23 protein-coding genes and 3 pseudogenes are annotated in these 24456 nt (G+C 70.4%); 18 read left to right on the top strand and 8 right to left on the bottom strand.

The window, feature by feature from the left end:
* Positions 1–64 precede the first annotated feature (64 nt).
* The gene (locus KK097_RS06900; protein WP_214544153.1) at positions 65–526 is read left to right on the top strand and encodes a DUF4383 domain-containing protein; all 462 of its coding nucleotides are present in this window, start codon (positions 65–67) and stop codon (positions 524–526) included.
* Between the two features lie 61 nt (positions 527–587).
* Here the strand turns inward: KK097_RS06900 and KK097_RS06895 are convergent, their stop codons facing one another.
* Positions 588–1319, bottom strand: a complete 732-nt coding sequence (locus KK097_RS06895; protein ID WP_214544152.1) for an OBAP family protein — start codon at positions 1317–1319, stop codon at positions 588–590.
* Positions 1320–1457: 138 nt separating this feature from the next.
* Here KK097_RS06895 and KK097_RS06890 point away from each other — a divergent pair, with 138 nt between their 5' ends.
* The 3 genes from KK097_RS06890 (at position 1458) to KK097_RS06880 (ending at position 3234) form a co-directional block, all read left to right on the top strand.
* Entirely contained in the window at positions 1458–1976 is a 519-nt protein-coding gene (locus KK097_RS06890; RefSeq protein WP_214544151.1) for a hypothetical protein, read from the top strand.
* Positions 1977–1978: 2 nt separating this feature from the next.
* Entirely contained in the window at positions 1979–2347 is a 369-nt protein-coding gene (locus KK097_RS06885; protein ID WP_214544150.1) for a hypothetical protein, read from the top strand.
* A 65-nt stretch (positions 2348–2412) separates the two neighbouring features.
* The gene (locus KK097_RS06880; protein ID WP_214544149.1) at positions 2413–3234 is read left to right on the top strand and encodes an aldo/keto reductase; all 822 of its coding nucleotides are present in this window, start codon (positions 2413–2415) and stop codon (positions 3232–3234) included.
* A gap of 268 nt (positions 3235–3502) precedes the next feature.
* Here the strand turns inward: KK097_RS06880 and KK097_RS06875 are convergent, their stop codons facing one another.
* Genes KK097_RS06875 through KK097_RS06855 form a run of 5 tightly spaced genes read right to left on the bottom strand, consistent with a single transcriptional unit; the run spans position 3503 to position 8591 of the window.
* Positions 3503–3898 (bottom strand): arsenate-mycothiol transferase ArsC, encoded by a 396-nt coding sequence (locus KK097_RS06875; RefSeq protein WP_214544148.1) that lies wholly within the window; start codon positions 3896–3898, stop codon positions 3503–3505.
* 14 nt (positions 3899–3912) lie between these two features.
* The gene (locus KK097_RS06870; RefSeq protein WP_214530564.1) at positions 3913–5310 is read right to left on the bottom strand and encodes an FAD-dependent oxidoreductase; all 1398 of its coding nucleotides are present in this window, start codon (positions 5308–5310) and stop codon (positions 3913–3915) included.
* 19 nt (positions 5311–5329) lie between these two features.
* On the bottom strand, positions 5330–5746 hold the full coding sequence (locus KK097_RS06865) for an arsenate reductase ArsC (protein ID WP_214530565.1): 417 nt from the start codon (positions 5744–5746) through the stop codon (positions 5330–5332).
* A 20-nt stretch (positions 5747–5766) separates the two neighbouring features.
* Positions 5767–7164, bottom strand: a complete 1398-nt coding sequence (locus tag KK097_RS06860; protein WP_214530566.1) for an arsenic transporter — start codon at positions 7162–7164, stop codon at positions 5767–5769.
* Between the two features lie 5 nt (positions 7165–7169).
* Complete coding sequence (locus KK097_RS06855; protein ID WP_214544147.1) at positions 7170–8591, bottom strand: FAD-dependent oxidoreductase; 1422 nt, start codon at positions 8589–8591, stop codon at positions 7170–7172.
* Between the two features lie 116 nt (positions 8592–8707).
* On the opposite strand from KK097_RS06855, the gene KK097_RS06850 reads away from it, so the two are divergent.
* The 5 genes and pseudogenes from KK097_RS06850 to KK097_RS06830 all read left to right on the top strand — a co-directional run.
* A complete protein-coding gene (locus KK097_RS06850) occupies positions 8708–9061 on the top strand; it encodes an ArsR/SmtB family transcription factor (protein ID WP_038566171.1) in 354 nt (117 codons plus the stop codon).
* A gap of 402 nt (positions 9062–9463) precedes the next feature.
* Positions 9464–9691 carry a hypothetical protein gene (locus KK097_RS06845; protein ID WP_051805400.1) on the top strand — a complete coding sequence of 76 codons (228 nt, stop codon included), beginning with the start codon at positions 9464–9466 and terminating at the stop codon, positions 9689–9691.
* 200 nt (positions 9692–9891) lie between these two features.
* Entirely contained in the window at positions 9892–10494 is a 603-nt protein-coding gene (locus KK097_RS06840; RefSeq protein WP_214530568.1) for a recombinase family protein, read from the top strand.
* 6 nt (positions 10495–10500) lie between these two features.
* Positions 10501–10635 (top strand): annotated as a pseudogene (locus KK097_RS17985) (helix-turn-helix domain-containing protein); the annotation flags it as partial.
* Between the two features lie 229 nt (positions 10636–10864).
* Positions 10865–11656: pseudogene (locus tag KK097_RS06830) on the top strand (AAA family ATPase); the annotation flags it as partial.
* 81 nt (positions 11657–11737) lie between these two features.
* On the opposite strand, the gene KK097_RS06825 reads toward KK097_RS06830, so the two are convergent.
* On the bottom strand, positions 11738–12097 hold the full coding sequence (locus KK097_RS06825) for a hypothetical protein (protein WP_214544146.1): 360 nt from the start codon (positions 12095–12097) through the stop codon (positions 11738–11740).
* Between the two features lie 196 nt (positions 12098–12293).
* Between KK097_RS06825 and msrA the strand changes: the two genes are divergently transcribed.
* Positions 12294–12815, top strand: a complete 522-nt coding sequence (gene msrA, locus KK097_RS06820) for a peptide-methionine (S)-S-oxide reductase MsrA (RefSeq protein ID WP_071245202.1) — start codon at positions 12294–12296, stop codon at positions 12813–12815.
* 18 nt (positions 12816–12833) lie between these two features.
* Here the strand turns inward: msrA and KK097_RS06815 are convergent, their stop codons facing one another.
* Positions 12834–13193 (bottom strand): UBP-type zinc finger domain-containing protein, encoded by a 360-nt coding sequence (locus KK097_RS06815; protein ID WP_214544145.1) that lies wholly within the window; start codon positions 13191–13193, stop codon positions 12834–12836.
* 177 nt (positions 13194–13370) lie between these two features.
* Between KK097_RS06815 and ppk2 the strand changes: the two genes are divergently transcribed.
* The 8 genes and pseudogenes from ppk2 (at position 13371) to KK097_RS06775 (ending at position 24427) form a co-directional block, all read left to right on the top strand.
* Positions 13371–14279 carry a polyphosphate kinase 2 gene (gene ppk2 / locus KK097_RS06810; protein ID WP_214530572.1) on the top strand — a complete coding sequence of 303 codons (909 nt, stop codon included), beginning with the start codon at positions 13371–13373 and terminating at the stop codon, positions 14277–14279.
* A 158-nt stretch (positions 14280–14437) separates the two neighbouring features.
* A pseudogene (locus tag KK097_RS06805) lies at positions 14438–16049 on the top strand (APC family permease).
* A 15-nt stretch (positions 16050–16064) separates the two neighbouring features.
* Positions 16065–16904, top strand: a complete 840-nt coding sequence (locus KK097_RS06800) for an urea amidolyase associated protein UAAP1 (RefSeq protein ID WP_214544144.1) — start codon at positions 16065–16067, stop codon at positions 16902–16904.
* Positions 16904–17608, top strand: coding sequence for an urea amidolyase associated protein UAAP2 (locus tag KK097_RS06795; RefSeq protein ID WP_214544143.1), 705 nt, complete (start codon positions 16904–16906; stop codon positions 17606–17608). The genes KK097_RS06800 and KK097_RS06795 overlap by 1 nt, the downstream gene beginning before the upstream one ends.
* Entirely contained in the window at positions 17605–21306 is a 3702-nt protein-coding gene (gene uca / locus KK097_RS06790) for an urea carboxylase (RefSeq protein WP_307858344.1), read from the top strand. The genes KK097_RS06795 and uca overlap by 4 nt, the downstream gene beginning before the upstream one ends.
* Entirely contained in the window at positions 21303–23057 is a 1755-nt protein-coding gene (atzF, locus tag KK097_RS06785) for an allophanate hydrolase (protein ID WP_214544142.1), read from the top strand. Before uca ends, atzF begins: the two co-directional genes overlap by 4 nt.
* A gap of 26 nt (positions 23058–23083) precedes the next feature.
* Positions 23084–23776, top strand: a complete 693-nt coding sequence (locus tag KK097_RS06780; RefSeq protein ID WP_250893237.1) for a TetR/AcrR family transcriptional regulator — start codon at positions 23084–23086, stop codon at positions 23774–23776.
* A 57-nt stretch (positions 23777–23833) separates the two neighbouring features.
* Positions 23834–24427, top strand: a complete 594-nt coding sequence (locus tag KK097_RS06775) for a biotin transporter BioY (protein ID WP_214544141.1) — start codon at positions 23834–23836, stop codon at positions 24425–24427.
* Positions 24428–24456 lie beyond the last annotated feature (29 nt).

The raw sequence follows: 24456 nt of genomic DNA, 5'->3' as shown, positions 1-24456 counted from the left end.
GGGAAGCGCTCCGAATGTCATGTGTGCCGCACACTGCGGCGCGCACGAGAAAAGAGGGCTGATCATGACCAGCAGCGCAGCAACCGCACGCACCGGCTCGGGATCGACGTGGACCCAGCGGGGTGCGCTCGTCTTCGGTGTCGTCTTCCTGATCGTCGGCATCGCCGGCTTCGTCCCCGGACTCACCATGGACATGGGCTCGATGTCCATGGCCGGACACGGCTCGATGGCCCTGCTCCTGGGCCTGTTCCAGGTGTCCGTCCTGCACAACATCGTGCACCTGCTCTTCGGCATCGTCGGGCTCATCGCCGCCCGCCGTGCCGCCTCGGCACGCCTGTACCTCATCGCCGGTGGCATCGTCTACGCGGTGCTCTTCGTCTACGGCCTGTTCACCGCCGGCATGGCCGACCCCGCGAACTTCGTCCCGCTGAACAGCGCCGACAACGTCCTCCACGCCTTCCTGGCCGTCGCGATGATCGTGCTCGGCTTCGTCCTGCCGCGGATCGGGACGCGCACCGCGCGCTGAACCGCACCACATGACGGACGGGAGGCCCGTGGCGACACCGCCACGGGCCTCCCGTCCGTCGTCAGGGGCGCCCGTCGTCCGCGTCGACGACGCCCGGGGTCGGGGTGGTGCCGGTGAAGGCGTCGCGCATCGTGCCGACACCGCGCTGCGGGCGTGCCTGGTCGAGGTACTTCGCCCGCGACTCCTTGCGCGGTTCCGGATCCGTGCGCATCGCCTGGTTCCGGTCCTGCTGCAGCGCGCTGTCCACCTCGCCCTCGCGGTTGAACGACCACATGAGCATCGGGTCGCCGATCGGCAGGTCGTGTGCGGGCTGCGAGCCCATCGGGGTGCTGTGCCAGGTGTGCCAGGTCTTGCCGTACGAGTTCACCAGGTGCCCCATCAGCTCGGTCTCCACCGCGATCGGCAGGCCCGGAGCGACGAGTTCGCCGGAGAACACCTCGTGGTTGTGCGGGTGCCACGACGCCTGCTCGTCCTCGGGCAGGGAGTCGAAGAGCCGCTCGGACACGATGTACTCGATGCCGATCAGGTTCGCGTCCTTGGTGTTGCCGTCGAAGAGCACGCACTGCAGCATCTCGGCGTTCACCACCTTGCAGAAGTGGTGCGCCTCCATCTGCACGTCGGGCTCGCCCTTCACGCAGTGGAAGCCGACGACGTAGACGTCGAAGCCCCGCAGCGGCGCCGAGGTCTGCAGTGCGTCGGCGCCGCGGTCGAGCAGGGCGAGCTCGAAGCCGCCGGCCGCCCCGGGCGGGGTGACACCGGTCTTCCGGTCGTGCACGGTGGGGTTCAGGGGCATGGGGCGTCCTTCCGTCCGTTCGAGGTGGGCGCCATGCAACCCGGAACGCCCTTGCTGGCGTCGGAGGCGAGGTAACAGCTTCGCATCGAAGTTTGATGTTCTACATATTTCATTGGTTCTCCGCCAGGCTCGACGTTCATGAAGACTTCCGTCAAGAGCGCCCTCGTCGCTGCCGCCACCATCTCTCTGTTGCTCGCCAGCGGCACCGCAGCCGAAGCGACGCAACCGCACGAGCCTCGAGCCGCGTGGGGGTACTACAACAAGATCGTCAACAAGTCGAAGAAGTCCCACCACACGGGTTCGCAGATCCTCGCATCCTGCGGGTCCCGCACGTCCTCGATGAACTGCGGCCTCACGAAGGGCCGCGCAGCAACACGAACGATCGGTCTGGAGTTCGGTGCGACGAGGAAGTGGGCCGCGGGCAAGCTCGCCTTCAGCGCTTCCCGCACACAGAGCGTCTCGGTGACCTGCAGCAGGCAGCGTGTCCCCAAGGGACGGATGCTCGTCGCCTACCCGGTCGGGAGCCGCTACAAGTACAAGATCGAGAAGCACATGACCGGCGCTGGGAAGGACTACGTCACAGGTCGTTCCGGCTGGTTGTACGCCTTCAACCCGGGCAGTGCACGCGTGACGTGCGACATCATCCGGTACCGCTGAACATGTCCGCCCTGCGCCTGAGCATCAGCGCGACCAGCATCGCCGTCGGTGCCTTGCTGTTGGCGGGATGTTCCACAGCAGGTCACCCGACCCGCGCGGACGTCAGGGTCGGGATGACGGTCACCGAAGCCGGTGCCCTCGTCCCAGACGGCGACGCCTTCGTCTGGTACGACCTGTCTCCACAGGTGCTCCATCGCCCAGCGACCCTGTCCGAAGCCGACGGAGCGGACGGCGTCATCGTCGCTGTCTGCGATGGGAATGGCCACGGGGACGTCGCGGTCGGGGTGGTACCGGAGACCGACTTCGATGGCGCAGTGGGCACCGCGGCCCGCAAGGATGAGTACCGGCACTTCCTCCCCGAGTGTGCGTAAGCCCGGGCGCAGCAGCGTTCCGCACCGTGACCGTGGCTGAACCCGACCGGCGTACTGTCCGCTGCATGCCCGCACTCATCGACACGTTCACTCTGTCCAACGGTCTGCACATCCCGAAGATCGGCTTCGGCACCTGGCAGATCCCGTCCGGCTCCGACGTGTACGACGCCACGAAGACCGCCCTCGACCTCGGCTACCGCCACATCGACACCGCCCTGGCGTACGGCAACGAGGCGAGCGTCGGCGAGGCCGTCCGCGACAGCGGCATCCCCCGCGACGAACTCTTCATCACCACGAAGCTGCCGGCCGAGATCAAGACGGCTTCGGGCGCCCGCGACGCCTTCGAGGAGTCGAGCCGCAACCTCGACCTCGGATACGTCGACCTGTACCTGATCCACGCACCGTGGCCCTGGAGCGACATGGGCTCCGACCACCGCGACGGCAACGTCGAGGTCTGGAAGGTCTTCGAGGAGCTCTACGACGCCGGCCGCACCAAGAGCATCGGCGTCTCGAACTTCGCCGTCGCCGACCTCGAGGACCTGCTCGGCCGCACGGACGTCGTCCCGCACGCCAACCAGATCCGCTGGTTCATCGGCAACACCCAGGACGAGACGACCACCTTCGACCGCGAGCACGACATCCTGACCGAGGGCTACTCCCCGCTCGCCACCGGTGGCCTGCTCGAGAACCAGCAGATCGCCGAGATCGCGGCGAAGTACGACAAGACCGTCGCCCAGGTCGCCATCCGCTACCTGCTCGAGAAGGACGTCCTGCCCCTGCCGAAGTCCACCACCCCGTCGCGCATCGCCGAGAACGCCGACGTCGACTTCGTCCTCGCCGCCGAGGACGTGGCCGCGCTCGACGCGCTCGAGGACACCGCGAACTGACGCGACCCCACAAAGGCCTGGAGGCGCGGTGCCAGCTGGCACCGCGCCTCCGGTCGGTACGCGGCCGAGTCACGGGCGAGGCTCACCCACCGTGCGGACACACCGTGATCTCGGCTACGAAGTTCCGGTCCTCGTGCTCGAGGTTGCCGTCGGGGGACGTCCGTGACCGTCACGGCAATGCCGGTGTCGAGAAGGAGGCGTCGAAGGTGTGAACAGCTTCGCTCTGTGTCGTCCTTCTGGCTTCGCTTCGTGTCGGGTAGCCCGGTCGCTACGGCTGCAGGAGCTCTCGTTCGATGCGTTCTGCGACGGCGTCCCGCATGGGTCGCACGTCTTCTGGTGACCAGGAGGTGGGGTCGGGGAAGGCCCACTCGAGGACCGTGCCGCGTGGTTCTGCGGGGAGCTCGAGGCCGGGCTTCATGAGGACGACGATGTCCGCTTGCTCGAGCAGGTCGGGCGTCACTCGCCGGGGCACGCGTCCGGTGATGTCGAGGCCGAGCTCGCCCACGGTCGCGGCAATCGAGGAGTTCACCTCGTCGGCAGGGCTGATGCCGGCGGAGGTGGCTGCGTACCGGTCGGCGGCTGCGACTTCGAGCAGGGCGGCCCCGAGTTGTGAGCGGCCGGCGTTGTGCTTGCAGATGAACAGGACAGTGGGCTTCGTGGTCATGGGCGGGACTCCGGTCAGTTGGTGCAGCACGAGGTGCTGTCAGTAGTCGGCTCTGGCGGAGTGCAGCAGGCAGCGTCCTCAGCGGCAGGAGTGGCGGTGGCGGTGGGGGTGGTGCAGCAGGAGCTGCCTCCGATGTCGGTGGAGCAGACGCCTGTTTCGGGGAGGACGAGTTCGAGCTGTCGGGCTGCGGTGTGGTCTCCGGCGAGTTCGGCGGCGATGGAGCGGACCTGCTCGTATCCGGTGAGGAGCAGGAACGTGGGTGCGCGGCCGTAGGACTTCATGCCGGCGATGAAGAAGTTCGGCTCTGGGTGCGCGAGTTCGGCGACGCCGTGCGGGGGAACGGATCCGCAGGAGTGCAGGTTCGGGTCGATCAGCGGGGCGAGGGCTCGGGGTGCTTCGACGATGTCATCGAGCCCGAGGCGGATCTCGCGGAGCATGTTGAGGTCGGGCCGGAACCCAGTCGCGTTGACGATCACGTCGACGGTCACCGCGAAGGACTCTCCGGCGCGGCGGCCGGTGACGGTGACCTGGTCGCCGTCGGGTCGGACGTCGTCGATCTCGAACGAGGCGATCTGCTGCACCTGACCGGACTCGACGAGCCCGTGGACGGTGGAACCGAGCTGACCGCGGGCGGCGAGCCCGTCCGCTGCGTCCGCGCCGAGCCGGGCCGTGCCGGCGTTCCGGACAGCCCACAGCGCTTCGGTACCCGGCGCGGTCTTGGCGAGGCTGGCGAGCTTGATGAGCGTGTTCGCCGCGGAGTGGCCGGCACCGACGACGAGGACCCGTCGACCGGCGAACCGGGCCCGGTTTGCGCCGAGGACGTCGGGAAGTGCGTGGACGACCCGGTCGCCGAGATCCGCGGCCGGTGCGAGGCCAGCGGCAGTGAGGGGGTTCGGGGACGTGTAGGTGCCCGAGGTGTCGACGACCGCACGCGCAGTGACGTCGTGTGCACCGTCTGCGGTGTGGAGGCGAAGCAGGAACGGGGTGTCGGCGCGACCGGTGGAGCGGGTGCGGTCCATGCCCTGCCGGGACACCGCTTCCACGCGGGTGCCGTACTGGATCACCGGTGCGAGCTGCGGGGTCGCTGCCAGGGGCGCCAGGTACGTGTCGACGAGGTCGCGACCGGTGGGCAGCGATGATGCCCGGGGTACTTCCCAGCCGGTGGCTTCCAGGAGTCGCTGGGCGGCGGGGTCGATGACGTACTGCCACGGGGAGAACAGGCGCGTGTGCCCCCAGGCGCGGACGCTCGTCCCCACGGTCGGCCCAGCTTCGTAGACCACGACGTCGAGGCCGCGCTCGAGGAGGTGCGCGGCGGCAGCGAGGCCGACGGGGCCGGCGCCGATGACGGCAACGGGGAGCCCGGTGAGGCGGTCCGCGTCGGTCCGGGGTGGGACGGTGAGGGTGAGCGTCATGGTCCTGGTCCTTCTTCTGTTACGCGGTTGCTTCGGCGGGCAGCAGCTCGGTCAGGAGCGTCTGGACGCGGTGCTTGATGTCGTCCCGGATGGGGCGGACGTCCTCGATGCCGCGGCCGGCGGGATCGGTGAGGTCCCAGTCCTCGTACCGCTTGCCAGGGAAGACCGGGCACGCGTCGCCGCAGCCCATCGTGATCACGGCGTCGGAGTCGCGGACGGCGTCGGTGGTGAGGATCTTCGGCTGGTTGCCGGCGATGTCGATGCCGTCTTCGGCCATCGCCTGGATCGCGATCGGGTTGATCTGGTCCTTCGGCGCACTGCCGGCGGAGAGGACCTCGACGCGGTCGCCGCCGAGGGCCTGGGCGTAGCCGGCGGCCATCTGGGAGCGTCCGGCGTTGTGGACGCAGACGAACAGGATCGTGGGCTTGTCACTCATAGGTGTGTGTCTTTCCGGGTTCAGTGGATGAGGGTGAGCCAGCCGGCGAGGGCGGCGAGGGTGATGGCGAGGACGGGGATGGTGAGGACGATGCCGGTGCGGAAGTACTGCCCCCACCCGATGTGGATGCCCTTCTTCTCCAGCACGTGCAGCCACAGCAGCGTCGCGAGGGAGCCGATGGGGGTGATCTTCGGGCCGAGGTCGGAGCCGATGACGTTGGCGTAGACCATCACCTCGTGCGTCAGCCCGGTCGCGCCGGCACCGCCGATGGCGAGGGCGGCGATGAGGACAGTGGGCATGTTGTTCATCAGGGACGCGAGGATCGCGATGGTGAACCCGACGCCGAGCGCCGTGACGAGCACCCCGTGGTCACCGAACACGTCGAACAGCGTCGCGAGGTGGTCAGTCAGGCCCTGGTTCTGCAGGCCGTAGACGACGAGGTACATGCCGATGGAGAACAGCACGATCTGCCACGGCGCCTCCCGGATCGTCTTCCACACCGGAATCACCCGCCCCGACGGCGCACCCAGTCCAGCACCACCAGCAGTGACGGTGGCGGTACCACCCGTGGCGACGAGGACCGGTGCAGCCTCCGCGCGGGCGAAGAGGAACGCGGGCTGCCGAGCCGCGACGGCGACGATGACGACCGCCCCGACACCGGCGACGGCCGCGAGCGGGATGCCGAGCGGGTCGGCGGCGAAGTAGCCGACCAGCAGCAGGGCGAGGACGACCCATCCGGCGCGGAACGTCGCCCGGTCCGTGATCGCGGCGGTGGGGCTGGTGAGGGCGAGGACGTCGTACCGCTTCGGGATGCTCTTGCCGAAGTACAGCAGCAGCATGCCGAGGGACGTGAGGACGGAGACGATGCCGACGGGGATCATGACGGCGGCGTACTCGGCGAAGCCGAGGTGAAAGTAGTCGGCGGAGACGATGTTGACCAGGTTCGACACCACCAGCGGCAGGCTGCCGGTGTCGGCGATGAACCCGGTGGCGAGGATGAACCCGAGCGCTGCCTTCTGCGGCATGTTCAGTGCCCGAAGCATCCCAACGACGATCGGGGTGAGGATCAGCGCGGCCCCGTCGTTGGCGAACACCGCTGCGATGACCGCGCCGAGGCCGACGATGAGGACGAACAGCAGTCGTCCGTTGCCGCGCCCCCAGCGGGCAACGTGAAGCGCTGCCCACTCGAAGAACCCCGCTTCGTCGAGGATCAACGAGATCAGCACCACGGCGACGAACGTCAGCGTCGCGTTCCACACGAGCCCGACGACGGTCGGGACGTCGGAGAGGCCGACGACGGTGGTGGCGAGGGCGATGACGGCGCCGATCAGCGCCGTGTAGCCGATCGGGAAGCCCTTAGGCTGCCAGATCACCACCACGAGCGTCGCGACGAAGATCGCCGCAGCGACCACAGCCATCACCATCAGGCGATCACCGCAGCCTGGCTCACTGCGGCCCGATTCGCCGCTGCGGCGGCGCGCTCCCAGCCCTGCGCGGCGACCTGTACGGCGTCCCACGGGGACCCGAGCGGCGGCGTGTAGCTGAGGTCGAGGTCGATGACGTCGTCCACGCTGAGCTCCGCGTGGAGGGCGGTGGCGAACGTGTCGATGCGCTTGCTGATCTCCGCGGTCCGTTGGCCGACAATCTGCGCACCGAGGAGCCGACCGGTGCTCTGGTCGCCGGTGACGCTGATCGTCAGCGGGACGGCGCCGGGGTAGTACCGCTTGTGGTCATCCGCCACCGTGACCCGCGTCAATGCCGACACCTCCAGCGGTGCGGTCTCGTGCTGGCGGAGGCCGGTGCGAGCGGCGACGAGATCGAACACCTTCACCACCTGCGTCCCCACCGAACCGGCGAACGTCTTCGAGCCGGCGAACGTCTTCGAGCCGCCGAGCATGTTCTCCCCGGCGACGCGGCCCTGCTTGTGCGCTGTCGTCCCGAGCGGCAACCAGGTCATGCCGAGGAGGCGGTGGTGCGTCACGACGCAGTCGCCAGCCGCCCACACGTGCGGCACCCCGGTGCGCATGGACGCGTCGACGACGATCGCACCGGCCTGGCCCAGCTGCACGCCGGCAGCGACGGCAAGGTCCGTGACCGGGCGGACACCGACACAGACCACGACGAGCGCGAACGTGCCCTCCGCGTCACCGAAGGTGGAGCTGGTGGCGACGCGCCACTGCCCACCGCCTGCCGGGGTGATCCCAGTGACGGTGGAACCGGTCAGGACGGTCGCGCCGTGCCGGCGGACCTCGGCGGTGACAAGGGTCCCAAGTTCCGGGTCGAGGGTGGAGAGCACTTCCGGACCGCGCTGAATGAGCGTCGTGTCGAACCCACGTGCCACGAGCCCTTCGGTCATCTCCAGGCCGATGTAGCCGGCACCGACGACTGCCACCCGGCTCCCCGCCGGCAGCAGCTCGAGGGCGGCGACGACCTGCTCGGCGTCAGTCATGGAGTGCAGCAGGTGGATGCCCGGTTCCCCGAACGGCACCCCGGCCGGGCGGACCGGTTCAGCGCCGGTGCCGATCAGCAGCTCGTCGTAGGAGATCTCCTCCTCGCCGGCGGGACTGGTGACGGTCAGCCGGCGGCGGTCGACGTCGACGGCCGAGGCCCAGGTCGAAGAACGCACGGTCATGCCGGCGGCTTCGAGGTCGCCGCGGGTGCGGTGCGCGAGGGACGCTTCCGTAGCAACGTCGCCGGACACCCAATACGGGATACCGCAGATGGAGAAGTTCGGGAACTCGTCAGCGAGCACCACCGTCACATCGGTCGACGGGTCGAGTTCGCGGGCGCGGAGCGCTGCGGCGATGCCGGCGTCGCTGCCGCCGACGGCGAGGAGGTGAGTCATCAGGCTGGTCCTTCACGGATCGAGCGGGAGCCGAGAGCCGGCGCGTACATCGAAGCACGTCGATATCGATGAATGCAAATATAGACGCCCGTCGAAGTCCGTGGGATGATGGGCCCATGACGATCGAGCTGCTCCCCATCCAGGACGTCACCGCGTGCTGCTCACCCGTCACCACTGAAGCGATGGACCAGGCATCCGCGGAGGTCCTCGCGAAGTCACTCAAAGCGATCGCCGACCCGGCACGGCTCCGGCTGATCTCGATGGTCGCCGCGCACGACGGCGCCGAGGCATGCGTGTGCGACCTGCAGGAACCGCTCGGCCTCTCCCAGCCCACGGTGTCGCACCACCTCAAGGTGCTCGTCGACGCCGGGATCCTCCACCGCGAGAAGCGCGGAACGTGGGCCTACTTCTCCCTCATCCCAGGCGCCCTCGACACTCTCGCGGGCCTCATCACCGCGCCGGCGAAGTAGTCCACCGCGACCTGGTGGCACGAAGTGCTTGCGGAATGTCCGCCGGCCGTGTCACAATCGTCCTGCGTTCATAGTGCGCGCCTACAGCCGGTCCTCTGGATCGGCTTTTTTCATGCCCGCCTGCTCCGCTACCCTGAGGCTGCTCGGCACGCGTCTGCCCGGAATCTCGGGGGTGTCGCATAGGCGCTGTACGCTGACATTCAAGACAGCACGATGCTGTCTCCGGCCGGCCCTCTCGGGACCGGCCTTTTTCATACCCTGATCTGACTCGGGCATCCGCAGGAAGCTCTCTCCGCTCCTGCCTTCCGCCGAGCGCGCTTCGACGCGCGCCGGCGCCCTCGTACCCCCCACCCGAGGACGGGTGGGTTCTGGCCGCACCTGGCCAACCCCGAAGGAGGCATCATGCCCATCACCGACACGGTGGACATGCTGACGGCCTCCGGTGGTACTGCTGCCCTGACTGGCGTCATCGCCGTCGCCGGCGGCGTGCTCAGCGCGTTCCTGTCCAAGCAGGTCGTCGCGCTGATCCAGCACGTCATCGACGTCATCGACGATCGCACGCTGGCCAAGGATCCCGAGCGAGCTCGCATCGTCGCAGAACTGCGTCGAGCCCGCCGCGGGCAGCAGTAACCACCGGTTCAAAAAGCCGCCCCTCATTCGGCCAGGAAAGCTCTGTCCCCATGTTGTAGCGAAAACGAACGATTCCGCTACAACTGTCCGTGCCGACGCTCCGCCGGGGTGCGAGGCGAGCGTTTCTTGTAACGGAACCCAGTCCCGGAATCTACGTCCCACCACTACCCCTCCGGGTCGAGTTTCGCTACGTTCTCTTCATGGGTCACCTCCTCGGGTACGCGCGCGTGTCCACCACGGACCAGGACGCGTCGCTGCAGATCGACGCTCTCAATGCCGCCGGCTGCTACCGCGTGTTCGTCGACACCATGTCCGGGTCGCTCCAACACCGGCCCGAGCTCGACAAGCTCCTCGACCAGCTCCGCCGCGGCGACACTCTCGTCGTCTGGCGACTCGACCGGCTCGGCCGGTCCATCCGGCACCTCATCGATCAGCTGCACGCTCTCGCCGAGCGCGGGATCGGGTTCCGGTCGCTGCAGGAGACCATCGACACCACCTCACCCGGCGGCCGGCTCGTGTTCCACGTCTTCGCCGCGCTGGCGGAGTTCGAGCGGGACCTCATCAAGGAACGCACCAACGCCGGCCTCGCCGCCGCCCGAGCCCGCGGCCGGACCGGCGGCCGACCGTCTCGCCTCTCCGCGGACCAGGTGCGCACCGCGCGCCGGCTCTACGAGCAGCAGGACATGACCGTCGCGCAGATCGGCGACGTGCTCGGCGTCAGCCGCACCACCATCTACCGTGCACTCGCGAAGCACGCCGAGCCCGTCGTGGCACGACGAACCAAGCCTTCCCCAACGATGTAGCTAGCCATGGACGCGAGCGAGCGGTGGGGCATCCTGCGACTGCACGTCGAGGACGCCATCCCGCTCGCCACCCTCGCCCGCACCACGGGCGTCGCCGAACGCACCTTGCAACGCTGGCTCGCCCGCTACCGAACCGGCGGATACCCTGCTCTCGCCGACGGCACCCGCACCGATCACGGCGCCCGACGGACGGCACCGGAACTGGTGCGCCTGATCGAGGGGCTCGCGCTCACCAAGCCGCGACCCTCGATCGCCACGATTCACCGCCAGGTCGACAACCACTGCACCAAACGAGGTCTCTCAGCGCCGTCGTACTCCGTTGTGCGGTCGATCGTGAACGCGCTCGACCCCGGGATGGTGACGCTCGCGCTCGAGGGAGCACCGCCGGTTCGCGGAGTTCGCCGACGCGGTCCGGAAACAGAACACCATCGGCGTCTGCTTCGGTCCCGCTGGCGTCGGCAAGACCCTCTCAGCCCGCCGCTACGCCCACTGGGACAGCATCGGCCCGTTCATCGCCAGATGGGCCGCACGCAGTGAAGACGACACCAAGATCTACGCCGCCACACACCGTGCCCGCACCGTCTTCTACACGCCCGAGGTCTCCGCCACGATGCGAGCCCTCCAGGACGACCTCCGGCACGACATGCTCCGCACCGAACACTGCATCGAGGAACATCTCCTCCTCCACGGCCGCCACTTCGACCACGCACACGGCCCCAACCCGTCCCTGCTCGAGCTGATCATCATCGACGAGTCCGAACGCCTCACCGGCAACGCCGTCGAGTGGCTCCGTGACCAGTACGACCGCACCGGCATCGCGATGATCCTCATCGGCATGCCCGGCATCGAGAAGCAGTTCAGCCACTACCCCCAGCTCTACAGCCGCCTCGGATTCGCCCTCCAGTACCGTCCGCTCGGCCACGACGAGCTGCTCTTCGTTCTCGAACGTCAATGGCGCAAGCTCGGCAAAACGCTCGACCCCGACGACTTCACCGACGCGCAAGCCATCGCCGCCGTCGAACGCATCACCCGCGGCAACTTCCGACTCCTCGAGCGCCTCCTCCCTCAGATCCAACGCGTCCTGAAGATCAACGAGCTCGACGTCATCACCAACGACGTCGTCGAAGCCGCCCGCAGCACCCTCGTCATCGGCACCACCTGACCCGACACCGATCGCAGCGAAAACGACGACACAGAGCGAGGCTGCTCACAAGCGTGGGGCGGCGAGTTCGCTTGACGACCGTCATCGGATCGACAGATCGATCGCGACGACGCCGAGCACGAAGATCAGGACGATGACCACGAGGCCGATCGCCGGCGTCAGTACCCGTCGCCGCAGCGTGGGAGCACCGGACGCCCCGATGACCCACGTCGTGATCGCGACGATGAACGCGACCAGCGGCACGAGGATCTGTGCGGTCTCCCCGACGGCGTACGAACACCGCATCGTCTCGTCGGAGCCACACGGGGTGTACTGCAGCTGTGCGGCGAGCATCCCCGGCAGCGAGCCGATCGCCACGAAGACCTCGAGGAACACGAGGAAACAGAACGCGAGTCCGAGCAGCCACCAACCACGCGGACGGCGCTGGACTTCGTCGTGCACGGATGACCGCTTCATGTGGCCTGACGGCACCGCAGGGGTGAGACGGAGCACGTGCTCGTAGGGTCGAGTCGTACCGACCGCACACCCGGGTGGGTCCGTGCCCCACAGCGGACCTGACGACGGGAACAGATCGTCCCTGTTGCCGGTTGCACCACACGGTGTCGCAGCCAGTGACACGAGAGCCCAGGAGGCCACCATGACCACCACCGAGACCGCCATCCTCGCCGGCGGATGCTTCTGGGGAGCGCAGCAGCTCCTCCGTCGTCGTCCCGGCATCGTCAGCACCCGCGTCGGGTACTCCGGCGGCGACGTGCCGAACGCGACGTACCGCAACCACGGCGACCACGCCGAGTCGGTCGAGATCGTCTTCGACCCGTCCCAGATCTCGTACCGGGACCTGCTGGAGTTCTTCTTCCAGATCCACGACCCGTCGACGAAGGACCGCCAGGGCAACGACATCGGTCGCAGCTACCGTTCGGCCATCTTCTACACCTCGGACGAGCAGAAGCAGGTCGCGCTCGACACCATCGCGGACGTCGACGCGTCGGGCATCTGGCCCGGCAAGGTCGTCACCGAGGTCACCGCGGCCGGCCCGTTCTGGGAGGCCGAGGACGAGCACCAGGACTACCTCGAGAAGAACCCGCACGGCTACACCTGCCACTTCGTGCGTCCGGGCTGGAAGCTCCCGCACCGCGACGAGGCGACCGCGGCCGTCTGACCCGACGACCGCGGCGGATCAGCGTGATCCGCCGAGCAGTTCCAACCAGTCCCCGGGCAGGCGATCCGCCGGCCCGGGGACTGCCTGCGTCACGGGGTGGCTGGTGGGTGCCGCGAGCTCCAGCCCCTCGGAGCGGCTGCCGTCGCGGTAGTCCCACGCCCAGGTCTCGCCGGGCTCGTAGCTCTGGATGACCGCGTGCCCGGTCTCCTCCCAGTGCCGCGTCGCGTGCGTGTTGAGGGAGTCGTCGCAGCAGCCCACGTGGCCGCACGCCGCGCAGCGGCGCAGGTGCACCCACCACGAGCCGGTCGCGTCGCACTCGACGCACCCGTCTCCGCTCGGTGCGATCTCGGGGTGGATCATCTCGGCCTGGTCCGTCATGGCCCCATCATGCCTGTGAAGGGCCACATGCGGTCGGGAGGCACGGGGCGGGCCCGCACCGCGCCTCCAGGCCGTCATCGGGTCGCGTCCAGGGCGAGGCGTGGGGCGGTCGTGCGGGTGGCCAGGCCAGGATGGCCCTGGGGCCGACAGCCGGTCGGCTCGCAGAGGGAGGACACCGTGGACACAGCGCCGTACTCGCAACCGTTGCGGGAGTACATCGAACAGCTGCGGACCGAGGGGTACAGCGTCGCGGACGGCCAGACGGCCGACCCGGAGCTGATCGACCCGCACGGCAACCCGGTGCTCACCTGGCAGGACGACTACCCGTACTCGGAGCGCCTGCCGCGGGACGAGTACGAGTACCAGAAGTACCTGCTGCAGATCGAGCTGCTGAAGTGCCAGTACTGGCTCGAGGACACCGGCCAGAAGGTCGTCGTGCTCTTCGAGGGGCGTGACGCCGCGGGCAAGGGCGGCACGATCAAGCGGTTCACCGAGCACCTCAACCCCCGGACCTCGCGGGTCGTCGCGCTGAGCAAGCCGACCGAGCGCGAGCGCGGTGAGTGGTACTTCCAGCGGTACGTGCAGCACCTGCCGGCCGCGGGCGAGATGGTCCTGTTCGACCGCTCCTGGTACAACCGTGCCGGCGTCGAACGGGTGATGGGGTTCTGCAGCGACGACGAGTACGAGTCGTTCATGACCCAGGTGCCGCAGTTCGAGCGGATGCTGGTCGACTCCGGCATCCACCTGACGAAGTTCTGGTTCTCGGTGACCCGGCGCGAGCAGCGGACCCGGTTCGCGATGCGGCAGCTCGACCCGGTGCGGCGATGGAAGCTGTCCGACATCGACCTGCTGTCGCTCGACCGGTGGGAGGACTACACCGAGGCGAAGACGGCGATGTTCACCCGGACGAGCAAGCGGTACGCGCCGTGGACGATCGTGCGGTCGAACGACAAGAAGCGCGCACGGCTGAACGCGATGCGGTACTTCCTGACGCAGTTCGACTACCCGGACAAGGCCGCCGACGTCATCGGCAAGCCGGACCCGCTCATCGTCCGCCGCGGCAAGCGGGACGTCGACATCGAGTGATCCCCCGCCGCTGAGCCGCCCGCCGACTCGGAACGTTTACACGCCGCCGCCTCCCGTCACGCACTCGAAACAGACGGGCAACGGCGGCGACACAGGGCCGCACGACACTGGTCGCACTACCTGTCACCCGACAGGTACTCCGCGAAAGGTCTGCAGTCATGCGTTCTCCGCAAGCACCGCTCCACGCACCGCGCGCCACGTCCGACGTCGACACCCAGGGGCTCGCCCGCCTCGGCTACGAGCAGGAACTCCACCGCGGGGTCGGCTCGTTCTCCTCCTTCGCGGCGGGCTTCTCCTTCGTCTCGATCCTCACCACGGTCTTCCAGCTGTTCGGACTCGGCTTCGGGCTCGGCGGTGCTGCGTTCTTCTGGGCGTGGCCGCTCGTCTTCGGCGGCCAGCTGCTCGTCGCGCTGAACTTCGCGCAGCTCGCGGCCCGCTGGCCGATCTCGGGCGCGATCTTCCAGTGGTCGAGCCGCCTGGCCGGAGCCCGGTTCGGGTGGTTCACCGGCTGGACGATGATCATCGGCCAGATCCTCACCGTCGCGGTGGCGGCCATCGCCGTGCAGGCCGTGCTCCCCGCGATCTGGGACGGGTTCCAGGTCGTCGGCGGCCCCGGCGCCGACCCGTCCGTCGCGTCGCCGACCGGTGCCGCAAACGCGGTGGTCCTCGGCATCGTCATGCTCGCCGTCACCACGATCGTGAACATCACGAGCGTGCGGCTGATGGCCCGCGTGACGAGCTTCGGCGTGCTCATCGAGATCGTCGGCGTGGTCGTGCTCATCGGCGCCCTGTTCCTGCTGCCGCACCGCAGCGCCTCCGTGGTGTTCACGACCGCCGGGTCGACGAGCACCGAGCCGTACGTGTGGGCATTCCTGGCGTCCTCGCTGATGGCCGCGTACGTGATGGTCGGCTTCGACTCGGCCGGTGAGCTCGCCGAGGAGACCCACAACCCGCGCCGGACCACCCCGAAGACGATCGTCCGGGCACTCACGGTGTCCGGCCTCGGCGGTGGGCTGCTCATCATCGGCGCCCTCGTCGCCGCCCCGAGCCTGACCGACGGCAACCTCGCCTCGCAGGGACTCGCCTGGGTGATCACCTCGACCCTCGGTGACGTCTTCGGTCGACTCCTGCTCTGCACCGTCGCCGTCGCGGTCTTCGCCTGCACCCTCGCCGTGCAGACCGCCGGCGCCCGGATGGTCTACTCGATGGCCCGCGAGAAGGCGCTGCCCTTCCACCGCACCCTCGCCCGGGTCTCGCCCCGCACCGGCACCCCGATCGCCGCGTCGATCGTCGTCGGGGTCGGCGCCGGCCTCGCCCTCGCCGTCAACATCGGGCAGTCCGCGATCTTCACCGCCCTGTCGAGCCTGTGCATCGCGATGCTCTACCTGGCCTACCTCGGGGTCACCGGGCCGCTGCTGGTCCAGCGCATCAAGCTCCGCCGCACGGGCCTGCCGACCGGGGTGGACGAGGACGGCAAGCCGCTGTTCACCCTCGGCCGCTGGGGGCATCCCGCTCAACGCCCTGGCCGTGGCGTTCCAGGTCGGCATGGCGATCAACCTCATCTGGCCGCGGCCGGAGATCTACGACCTGACCGGCACCTCGTGGTGGCTGCAGTACAGCGCCCTGCTCTTCATCGGTGGCGTGCTGCTCGTCGGCTGGGCGTGGTCGAGCTGGCGGCACCGCACGCACGGGCCGATCACCCTGGCCGAGGTGCCCACCACCGCGGCGGTGCCCGTCCCCGCCGCCGCAGCCGCGCCCGTCGAAGCCTGATCCGGAAGGAATCTCATGCGCGACCTCCACCAGACCGACAGCGTGCTCGCCTCCCGGTCCGACGCACGCGCCCAGGCCGGCTCGCAGTCCGAGTACATGCCGTACCTGCCGGCGTCGTCGTCACCGTTCGCCCCCGAGGGGGTCGACCCCGCAGAACTCGTCTGGGCCGAGACGGTGGCGCCGGGCGGGTACACGCACAAGGTGCTGGCCCGCGGGTCACGGCTGCGGTTCGACGACCCGACGGGTCAGGCCTGCGCCAACGTCCTGGTGTACAACGCGCTCGAGCCGTGGGAGCGGCTCAACGTCGCCGACACCCAGAAGATCCCGTGGCAGGCGTACCTGGGCCAGGGTTCGCCCCTGCTGAGCGGGGACGGCCGGGCACTCGCGACCGTGCTCGAGGACACCTCGGCACACCACGACGCGTTCTGCGGCACCTCGACCGACGCCTGGAACGAGCGGAAGTACGGCGACGCAGCACCCGAGGGGCGCACCCCGAGCGGTCGGTCGCTGTTCTCGAAGGCCGCCGCGAAGCACGGGCTCACCAAGCGGGACCTGCCGCCGAGCATCTCGTTCTTCCAGGGCGTGCGGATCGACGCCGAGGGGGCGATGACGTTCACCGGGTCGGCCGGCGCGGGCACCCACGTCACGCTCGTCGCCGAGCTGCCGCTGCTCGTGCTGGTCGCCAACGTCGCGCACCCGATCGACCCGCGCCCGGACTACCTGGTCGGACCACTGCGGGTGCACGCCTGGCGCGGGGCCCCGACGACCGCGGCCGACGAGCGGTTCACCGCGACGCCGGAGCTCACCCGCGCCTACCTGAACTCGATCGACCACGCGGAAGCCCGAGGCCTGTGATGACCGACACGACGACCCACACCCCCTCCTCCACCGTCCCGGTCGGAGCCGTCCACGACCCGGACGTGGCCCTCGACTGGAGCGAGTCCCTGGTGCCGGGCACCGTGGTCCGCGACGACCGGGTCGCCCCGCTCGCGCCGTGGTCCGCCGTGGTCCGCGCCGGCGAGGTGCTCACCATCGTCGACGTCGGCGGCAACCAGAGCGCCGACTGCCTGCTCTACGACGCGCACGACCCCGACGAGCGGTACAGCGTGCCGGACACCCTCGCCGCACAGGGCAACGCGTACGTCCGGACCGGCACCGTCCTCATGTCGAACGAGGGCCGCCCGCTGATGACCGTCGTCGTGAACGAGATCGACCGGCAGGACACCATCGGCGGCGCGTGCTCGAAGGAGTCGAACACCCTGCGGTACGGGCACCACACGCAGTACCAGCACGGCTGCCGCGAGAACTTCCTGGCCGAGGCCGGCCGCCACGGACTCGGTGCCCGCGACATCGTGTCGAACCTCAACTGGTTCATGAACGTGCCGGTCGAGGCCGACGGCGCCCTCGGGATCGTCGACGGCATGAGCGCCCCCGGCAAGCGGGTCGCGATCCGGGCCGAGCGGGACGTGCTCGTCGTCGTCTCGAACTGCCCGCAGATGAACAACCCCTGCAACGACTTCTCCTGCACACCGCTGCGCATGATCGTGGTCCAGCCGTGACCGCCGCGCCCGACCCCACCGGGACCGCCACCGTGAACCAGACCCCCACCCTTCGCACCGACACCGTCCTCGTCGCGAACCGCGGCGAGATCGCCCGCCGCATCATCCGGTCCGCCGGGGCGCTCGGCATGCGCACCGTCGCCGTCTACTCGGACGCCGACCGCGCGGCACCCCACGTCCGCGAGGCCGACACCGCCGTCCGGCTCGGTCCCGCCCCCGCCCGCGACTCGTACCTGCGCATCGACGCGGTGGTGCAGGCCGCGAAGGACACCGGCGCCGGACTCGTGCACCCCGGCTACGGGTTCCTGTCCGAGAACACCGACTTCGCCCGGGCCTGCGAGGACGCCGGCATCCGGTTCGTCGGGCCGACCGCCGACCAGATCGTCCGGTTCGGCGCGAAGCACACCGCCCGCGAGCTGGCCGCAGCCGCCGGGGTCCCGATGCTCGCCGGCACCGGGCTGCTCGCCAGCGTCGACGACGCCGTGGCCGAGGCCGAGCGCATCGGGCTGCCCGTCATGCTCAAGGCCACCGGGGGTGGCGGCGGGATCGGCATGCAGGCCTGCTCGACCCTCGACGAGGTCCGCGAGGCCTACACGAGCGTCGTCCGCCTGGCGACCGCGAACTTCGGGTCGGCCGGCATCTTCCTCGAGCGTCTGGTCCGGCCCGCCCGGCACGTCGAGGTCCAGCTCTTCGGCGACGGCGAGGGCCGCGTCGCGGTGATCGGCGACCGCGACTGCTCCCTGCAGCGCCGCAACCAGAAGGTCATCGAGGAAGCCCCGGCACCGGCGCTCCCCGAGCACGTCCGCGCCGACCTGCACGCGTCCGCCCGCCGCCTGGCCGAGAGCGTCGGGTACCGCAGCGCCGGCACCGTCGAGTTCGTCTACGACCCGGTGCGCGAAGAGGCGTCGTTCCTCGAGGTGAACACCCGCCTGCAGGTCGAGCACCCGGTCACCGAGGAAGTGTTCGGCGTCGACCTCGTCGAGCTCATGCTCCGCCTGGCCCGCGACGGTGCCGCCGGCATCGACCCCGACGTGTTCGACCGCACCTGGACCCCGAACGGCCACGCCGTCGAGGCCCGCGTCTACGCCGAGGACCCGGCGAAGGGCTCGCTGCCCTCCAGCGGCCTCGTCACCCAGGCCGTGTTCCCGAGCGCGACCACGGCATCCGGCGAGCGCACCGGCATCCGCGTCGACGGCTGGGTCGAGACCGGCTCCGAGGTGTCCGCGTTCTACGACCCGATGCTCGCCAAGGTGATCGCCACCGGGGAGACCCGCGACGACGCCCTCGACCTGCTACGCGACGGGCTCGCGGCCACCCGCATCGACGGCATCGTCACGAACGCCGGGCTCCTCCGCGCGCTGACCGACGACCTCGAGCTCCGCACCGCCACGCACTCCACCTCGACGCTCGACGCGACCGAGGACCCGGACCCGCGCATCGACGTCGTCGCGCCGGGCACCATGACGATGATCCAGGACCTGCCCGGCCGGGTCGGGTACTGGCAGGTGGGCGTCCCACCGAGCGGCCCGTTCGACGCGGCGTCCTTCGCCGAGGCGAACCGCGCCGTGGGCAACCCGGACGGCGCCCCCGCGCTCGAAGTCACCGCCACGGGCCCGACGCTCCGGTTCTCGGCCGCCGCGGTGGTCGCGCTCACAGGTGCGCCGGCGCCGGTCACCCTCGACGGCGAACCCGTGGCGCTGTGGGAGCCGATCGAGGTCGGTGCCGGCCAGACCCTGGCGATCGGCACGGCCCCCGGTCCGGGCCTCCGCACCTACTTGGCGGTCCGGGGCGGCTTCGACGTGCCGACCTACCTCGGCTCGACCGCGACCTTCACGCTCGGTGGCTTCGGCGGTCACGCCGGTCGGGCCCTGCTCGCCGGCGACGTCCTGCGCCTCGGCTCGCCGGACTCGGACGCCCCGCACCCGGCGTTCCCGTCCGGGACCCGTCTGGGCCTGGTGGGCGGTCCGACCCCGGCCGACCGCCGCACCGCGCTGACCGACGCGTGGGAGATCGCCGTCACCGAGGGGCCGCACGCCGCACCGGACTTCTTCACCCGCGCCGACCTCGACGTCTTCTACGCCACCGACTACGCCGTGCACCACAACTCGGCGCGCACGGGCATCCGGCTCATCGGGCCGCGGCCGGAGTGGGCGCGGACCGACGGCGGCGAGGCCGGTCTGCACCCGTCGAACATCCACGACACCCCGTACGCGGTCGGTGCGATCGACTTCACCGGGGACACCCCGATCATCCTCGGACCGGACGGGCCGTCGCTCGGCGGCTTCGTCTGCCCCGCCGTGGTCGCCAGCGGTGACCTGTGGAAGCTGGGCCAGCTCCGACCGGGTGACACGGTCCGGTTCGTCCCCGTCCGCGAAGCCGACGCCGCCGCGCTCGACGCACACCGGGCCTCCAGGACGGTGCCGCGCACCGGGGGTGACGGCGACGACGGCGTGATCGCCCGCCTGGACGCGACCGACGTGCGGCCGAGCGTTGCGTACCGACGCGACGGCGACGACAACGTGCTCGTCGAGTACGGCGACATGACCCTCGACATCGCCCTGCGGATGCGCGTGCACGCGCTCATGACGAAGCTGCAGGAGCAGACGCCGAAGGGGATCCTCGACATCACGCCGGGCATCCGCTCGCTGCAGGTGCACACCGACGCGTCCGTGCTCAAGGCGCGCGACGTGGCGGGGCTGCTCCGCGAACTCGAGGACGAGATCCCGCCGACCGACCAGCTCGTCGTCCCGTCGCGCACCGTCAAGCTGCCGCTGTCGTGGGACGACCCGGCCACCCGGCTGGCGATCGAGCGGTACATGAACGGCGTGCGGAACGACGCCCCGTGGACCCCGTGGAACATCGAGTTCATCCGTCGCATCAACGGCCTCGAGAGCGTCGACGACGTATTCCGCACCGTGTTCGACGCGAGCTACCTGGTGCTCGGCCTCGGCGACGTGTACCTCGGCGCCCCGGTCGCGACCCCGCTCGACCCCCGGCACCGCCTGGTCACGACGAAGTACAACCCGGCCCGCACCTGGACCGCCGAGAACTCCGTCGGCATCGGCGGCGCGTACCTGTGCATCTACGGCATGGAGGGTCCGGGCGGCTACCAGTTCGTCGGCCGCACCGTGCAGATCTGGAACCGGTTCCGCCGGGGCGGGCTGTTCCAGGAGAACCCGTGGGCGCTGCGGTTCTTCGACCGGATCGAGTGGTACCCGGTCGGTGCCGACGAACTGCTCGAGCTGCGCGCCGAGACGGACGCCGGGCGGGGCTCGTTCGAGACCGTCGAGGGCGAGTTCTCGATCGCGTCGTACAACCGGTTCCTGGCCGACAACGCCGGGTCCATCGCGGACTTCCGGGCGCAGCAGGCGCAGGCGTTCGGCGAGGAGAAGGAGCGGTGGCGGGCGTCGGGCGAGTTCGACGTCCGTGATGAACCGGCCGCCGTGGTGGCCGACGCCGTGACCGTGCCCGAGGGGTCGACCGCCGTGTACGCCCCCTTCACCTCGACCGTGTGGCAGGTGGACGTCCGGCCGGGTGACCGGGTGGACGAGGGGCAGAAGCTGCTGGCCGTGGAGGCGATGAAGATGGAGTCGATGGTGCACGCACCGGTGCCGGGCCACGTGCTCGAGGTGTACATCAAGCCGGGCGACCAGGTCGCGCCGGGCCAGGTCCTCGCGGCGATCGGAGCGGCAGCGTGAGCGGGACGAGCGCGGCGGGCGCCGGCGGGACCGCCGCCGCCACCGCGGCCGCCACGACGTCCGCTGACGTCCGCGTCCGAGACGCCTTCGCCCGCCTCGACGCCGTCGACCGCCCCGAGGTCTGGATCAGCCTGCGCGACCGTGCCGACGTGCTGGCGGAGGCCGAAGCCGTCGACCCGACGCTGCCCCTGGCCGGCCTGCTGTTCGCCGTGAAGGACAACATCGACGTCGCCGGCCTGCCCACCACCGCAGCCGCCCGCTCCTACGCCCACGACCCCGCCGCCGACGCCACCGCCGTCGCCCGGCTCCGCGCCGCCGGCGCCGTCGTCGTCGGCAAGACGAACCTCGACCAGTTCGCCACCGGCCTGGTCGGCACCCGCTCGCCCTTCGGCGCGGTCCGGAACGCCTGGGACCCGACGCGGATCTCCGGCGGCTCGTCGAGCGGCTCCGCCACGGCGGTCGCCCTGGGCATCGTCGACTTCGCGCTCGGCACCGACACCGCCGGGTCCGGCCGGGTGCCGGCCGCGCTCGGCAACCTGGTCGGGGTGAAGCCGACGAAGGGACTCGTGCCGAACACGGGCGTCGTCCCCGCCTGCCGCTCGCAGGACTGCGTCACGGTGTTCGCCCGGTCGCTCGACCTGGCGCGCACGGCGACCGAGCTGATGGCCGGTCCGGACGGCGTCGACCCGCTCGCGCGGCCCGACCTCGCCCTCGCCGACCTGCCCGCCGTCCCGCGCATCGCGGTACCGCTGCCGTCGCAGCTCGAGGGGCTCGCACCCGGCTGGGCCGAGGCGTTCGCCGCGGCCGTCGACCGGTTCCGCGCGCTCGGACACCGGGTGGTCGAGGTCGACATCGCACCCCTGCTCTACGCCGCGTCGCTGCTCTACGACGGCGCGTTCGTCGCCGAACGGTACGCGGCCGTCGGCGCCCACATCGAGGCCCACCGCGACGAGGTCGGTGCCGACCTCGACCCGTCGGTCGCCGCGATCGTGCTCGGTGGCGCACGACCGACCGCCGCGGAACTCTTCGCCGACCAGGAACGGCTCGACGCGTTCGGGGCAGCGGGTCGCGCCGCACTCGAGGGCACGACCGCCCTGCTCACCCCGACGACGACGTGGCACCCGACGCTCGAGCAGGTCGCGGCCGACCCGATCGGTGCGAACAGCCGGATGGGTCGGTACACGAACTTCGCGAACCTGCTCGACATGGCCTCGCTCGCCGTGCCCGCCGGCTTCGTCGACGGCCTGCCGTTCGGCGTCATGCTCACCGGCCCGGCGTTCAGCGACCGGCGCCTGGCGGCGTTGGCGGCAGCGTTCGCCGCCCCGACCGTCGACCTGCTGGTCGTCGGGGCGCACCTGCGCGGCGGGCCCCTGAACGGCCAGCTGGTCGCGTCCGGCGGATCGTTCGTCCGGGAGGCCCGCACCGCGTCCGACTACCGGCTGTACGCCCTCGACACGGTGCCACCAAAGCCCGGGTTGGTCCGCGTGGGTCCGGTCGCGTCCGGTGCTGCTGCGCCGGGGCCGGGGTCGGGCTCGGGCTCGGGCTCGGGCATCGTCGGGGAGGTCTGGCGCCTGCCCGCCGCCGGCTTCGGCACCTTCGTCGCGGCTCTGCCGGCACCGATGGCGATCGGCACCGTGGCGCTCGACGACGGCACCGAGGTCACCGGGTTCCTGGTCGAGCCGTTCGCGGTCGAGGGCGCCGAGGACATCACCCACCACGGCGGCTGGCGCGCGTACCGGGAGCAGTCGTGACGGACACCGGCTGTCAGGATGGGGGCATGACCCCCGACGACCGGCCCGTGCGCCCCGGCCGACCGCGGGTCGTGCCGAACGCAGACTCCGCGCTGAGCCCGCGTGACCAGATCCTCGACGCCGCCGCCGCACTGTTCGTCGAGAACGGCATCAGCGCGACCTCGACCCGGGCGATCGCCGAACGGGTCGGGATCCGGCAGGCCTCGCTGTACTACCACTTCGCCGGCAAGGACGACATGCTCGTCGAGCTGCTCACGACCTCGGTGCGCCCGAGCCTCGAGTTGGTGCGCGGCCTCGAGCAGCTCGTGCCGGAGTCAGCCTCGGCCGCCGGTGTCCTCGCCGCACTGGTCGTCGCCGACGTGGACACCCTCGCCCGCACGCCGCACAACATCGGCACGCTGTACCTGCTGCCCGAGGTGCAGGGCGAGCGCTACGACGAGTTCCGGGCCGAGCGGGTCGAACTGCAGGAGGCCTACGGGCGCCTCGGCTCGCGCGCTGCCACCCCGGACGTCGCCGCCGGTGTCGCGCCGTCGCGCCTCGGTGCCGTGCTCATCCAGATCACCGAGACCGTCATCCAACTCCGACGGTCCGGCCCCGTGCAGGACGCCGACCGCGACGCCCTCGTGGCGACCTGCCTGCGCGCCTGCGGCCTCGACACCGCCGCCGTGGCCGAGGCCCGACGCGACGCCGAGTCCCTGCTGGCCGCCGTCGCGGTCTGACCCCTCCCTCTCCCGCCGCTCCTTCTCCCCAGCTCCTTCCCCCCAGCGAGGAACACCATGACCACGATCACCCCCGCCGCACACCGTCCGCTCGCCGACGCACTGCTCCCCCGCACCGCCGTCGTCAGCACCGCCCTGGTCCTCGGCGGCGCGCTGCTGACCGCCGGTGCCGCGCAGGTGTCCGTCCCGATCTGGCCCGTCCCGATCACCGGGCAGACCCTGGCCGTGCTGCTCGTCGGCAGTGCCCTCGGCGCCCGTCGCGGTGCCCTGTCGATGCTCGTCTACGCGCTGCTCGGCGTCGTCGGGCTGCCGGTCTTCGCGGAAGGTTCGGCCGGGGTCGGCGTGCTCGTCGGCCCCTCCGGCGGGTACATCGTCGGCTTCGTCGCCGCCGCGGCCCTGGTCGGCTGGGTCGCCGAGCGTTTCGGCGACCGCCCGCTGCGGAACGCGCTGCTGTCCTTCGCCCTCGGCACCGTCGTCACCTTCGTCGCCGGGATGGCCTGGCTCGCGGTGGCACTCGGCCTCGACCTGCAGCAGACCCTGCAGTACGGGCTGTACCCGTTCGTCCTCGGTGGTGTGGTGAAGACCCTGATCGGCGCCGGCGTGATCTCCCTCGGGTGGACCGCAGCCCTGCGCTCGGCCACACGCCGGTGAGCGCTCCGTCAGGACTCCGCCGCCGACCG

Source organism: Curtobacterium flaccumfaciens, from assembly GCF_018598405.1.
GTDB classification, from domain to species: Bacteria; Actinomycetota; Actinomycetes; order Actinomycetales; family Microbacteriaceae; genus Curtobacterium; species Curtobacterium aurantiacum.
This window is presented reverse-complemented; position numbering and strand designations above follow the sequence as displayed.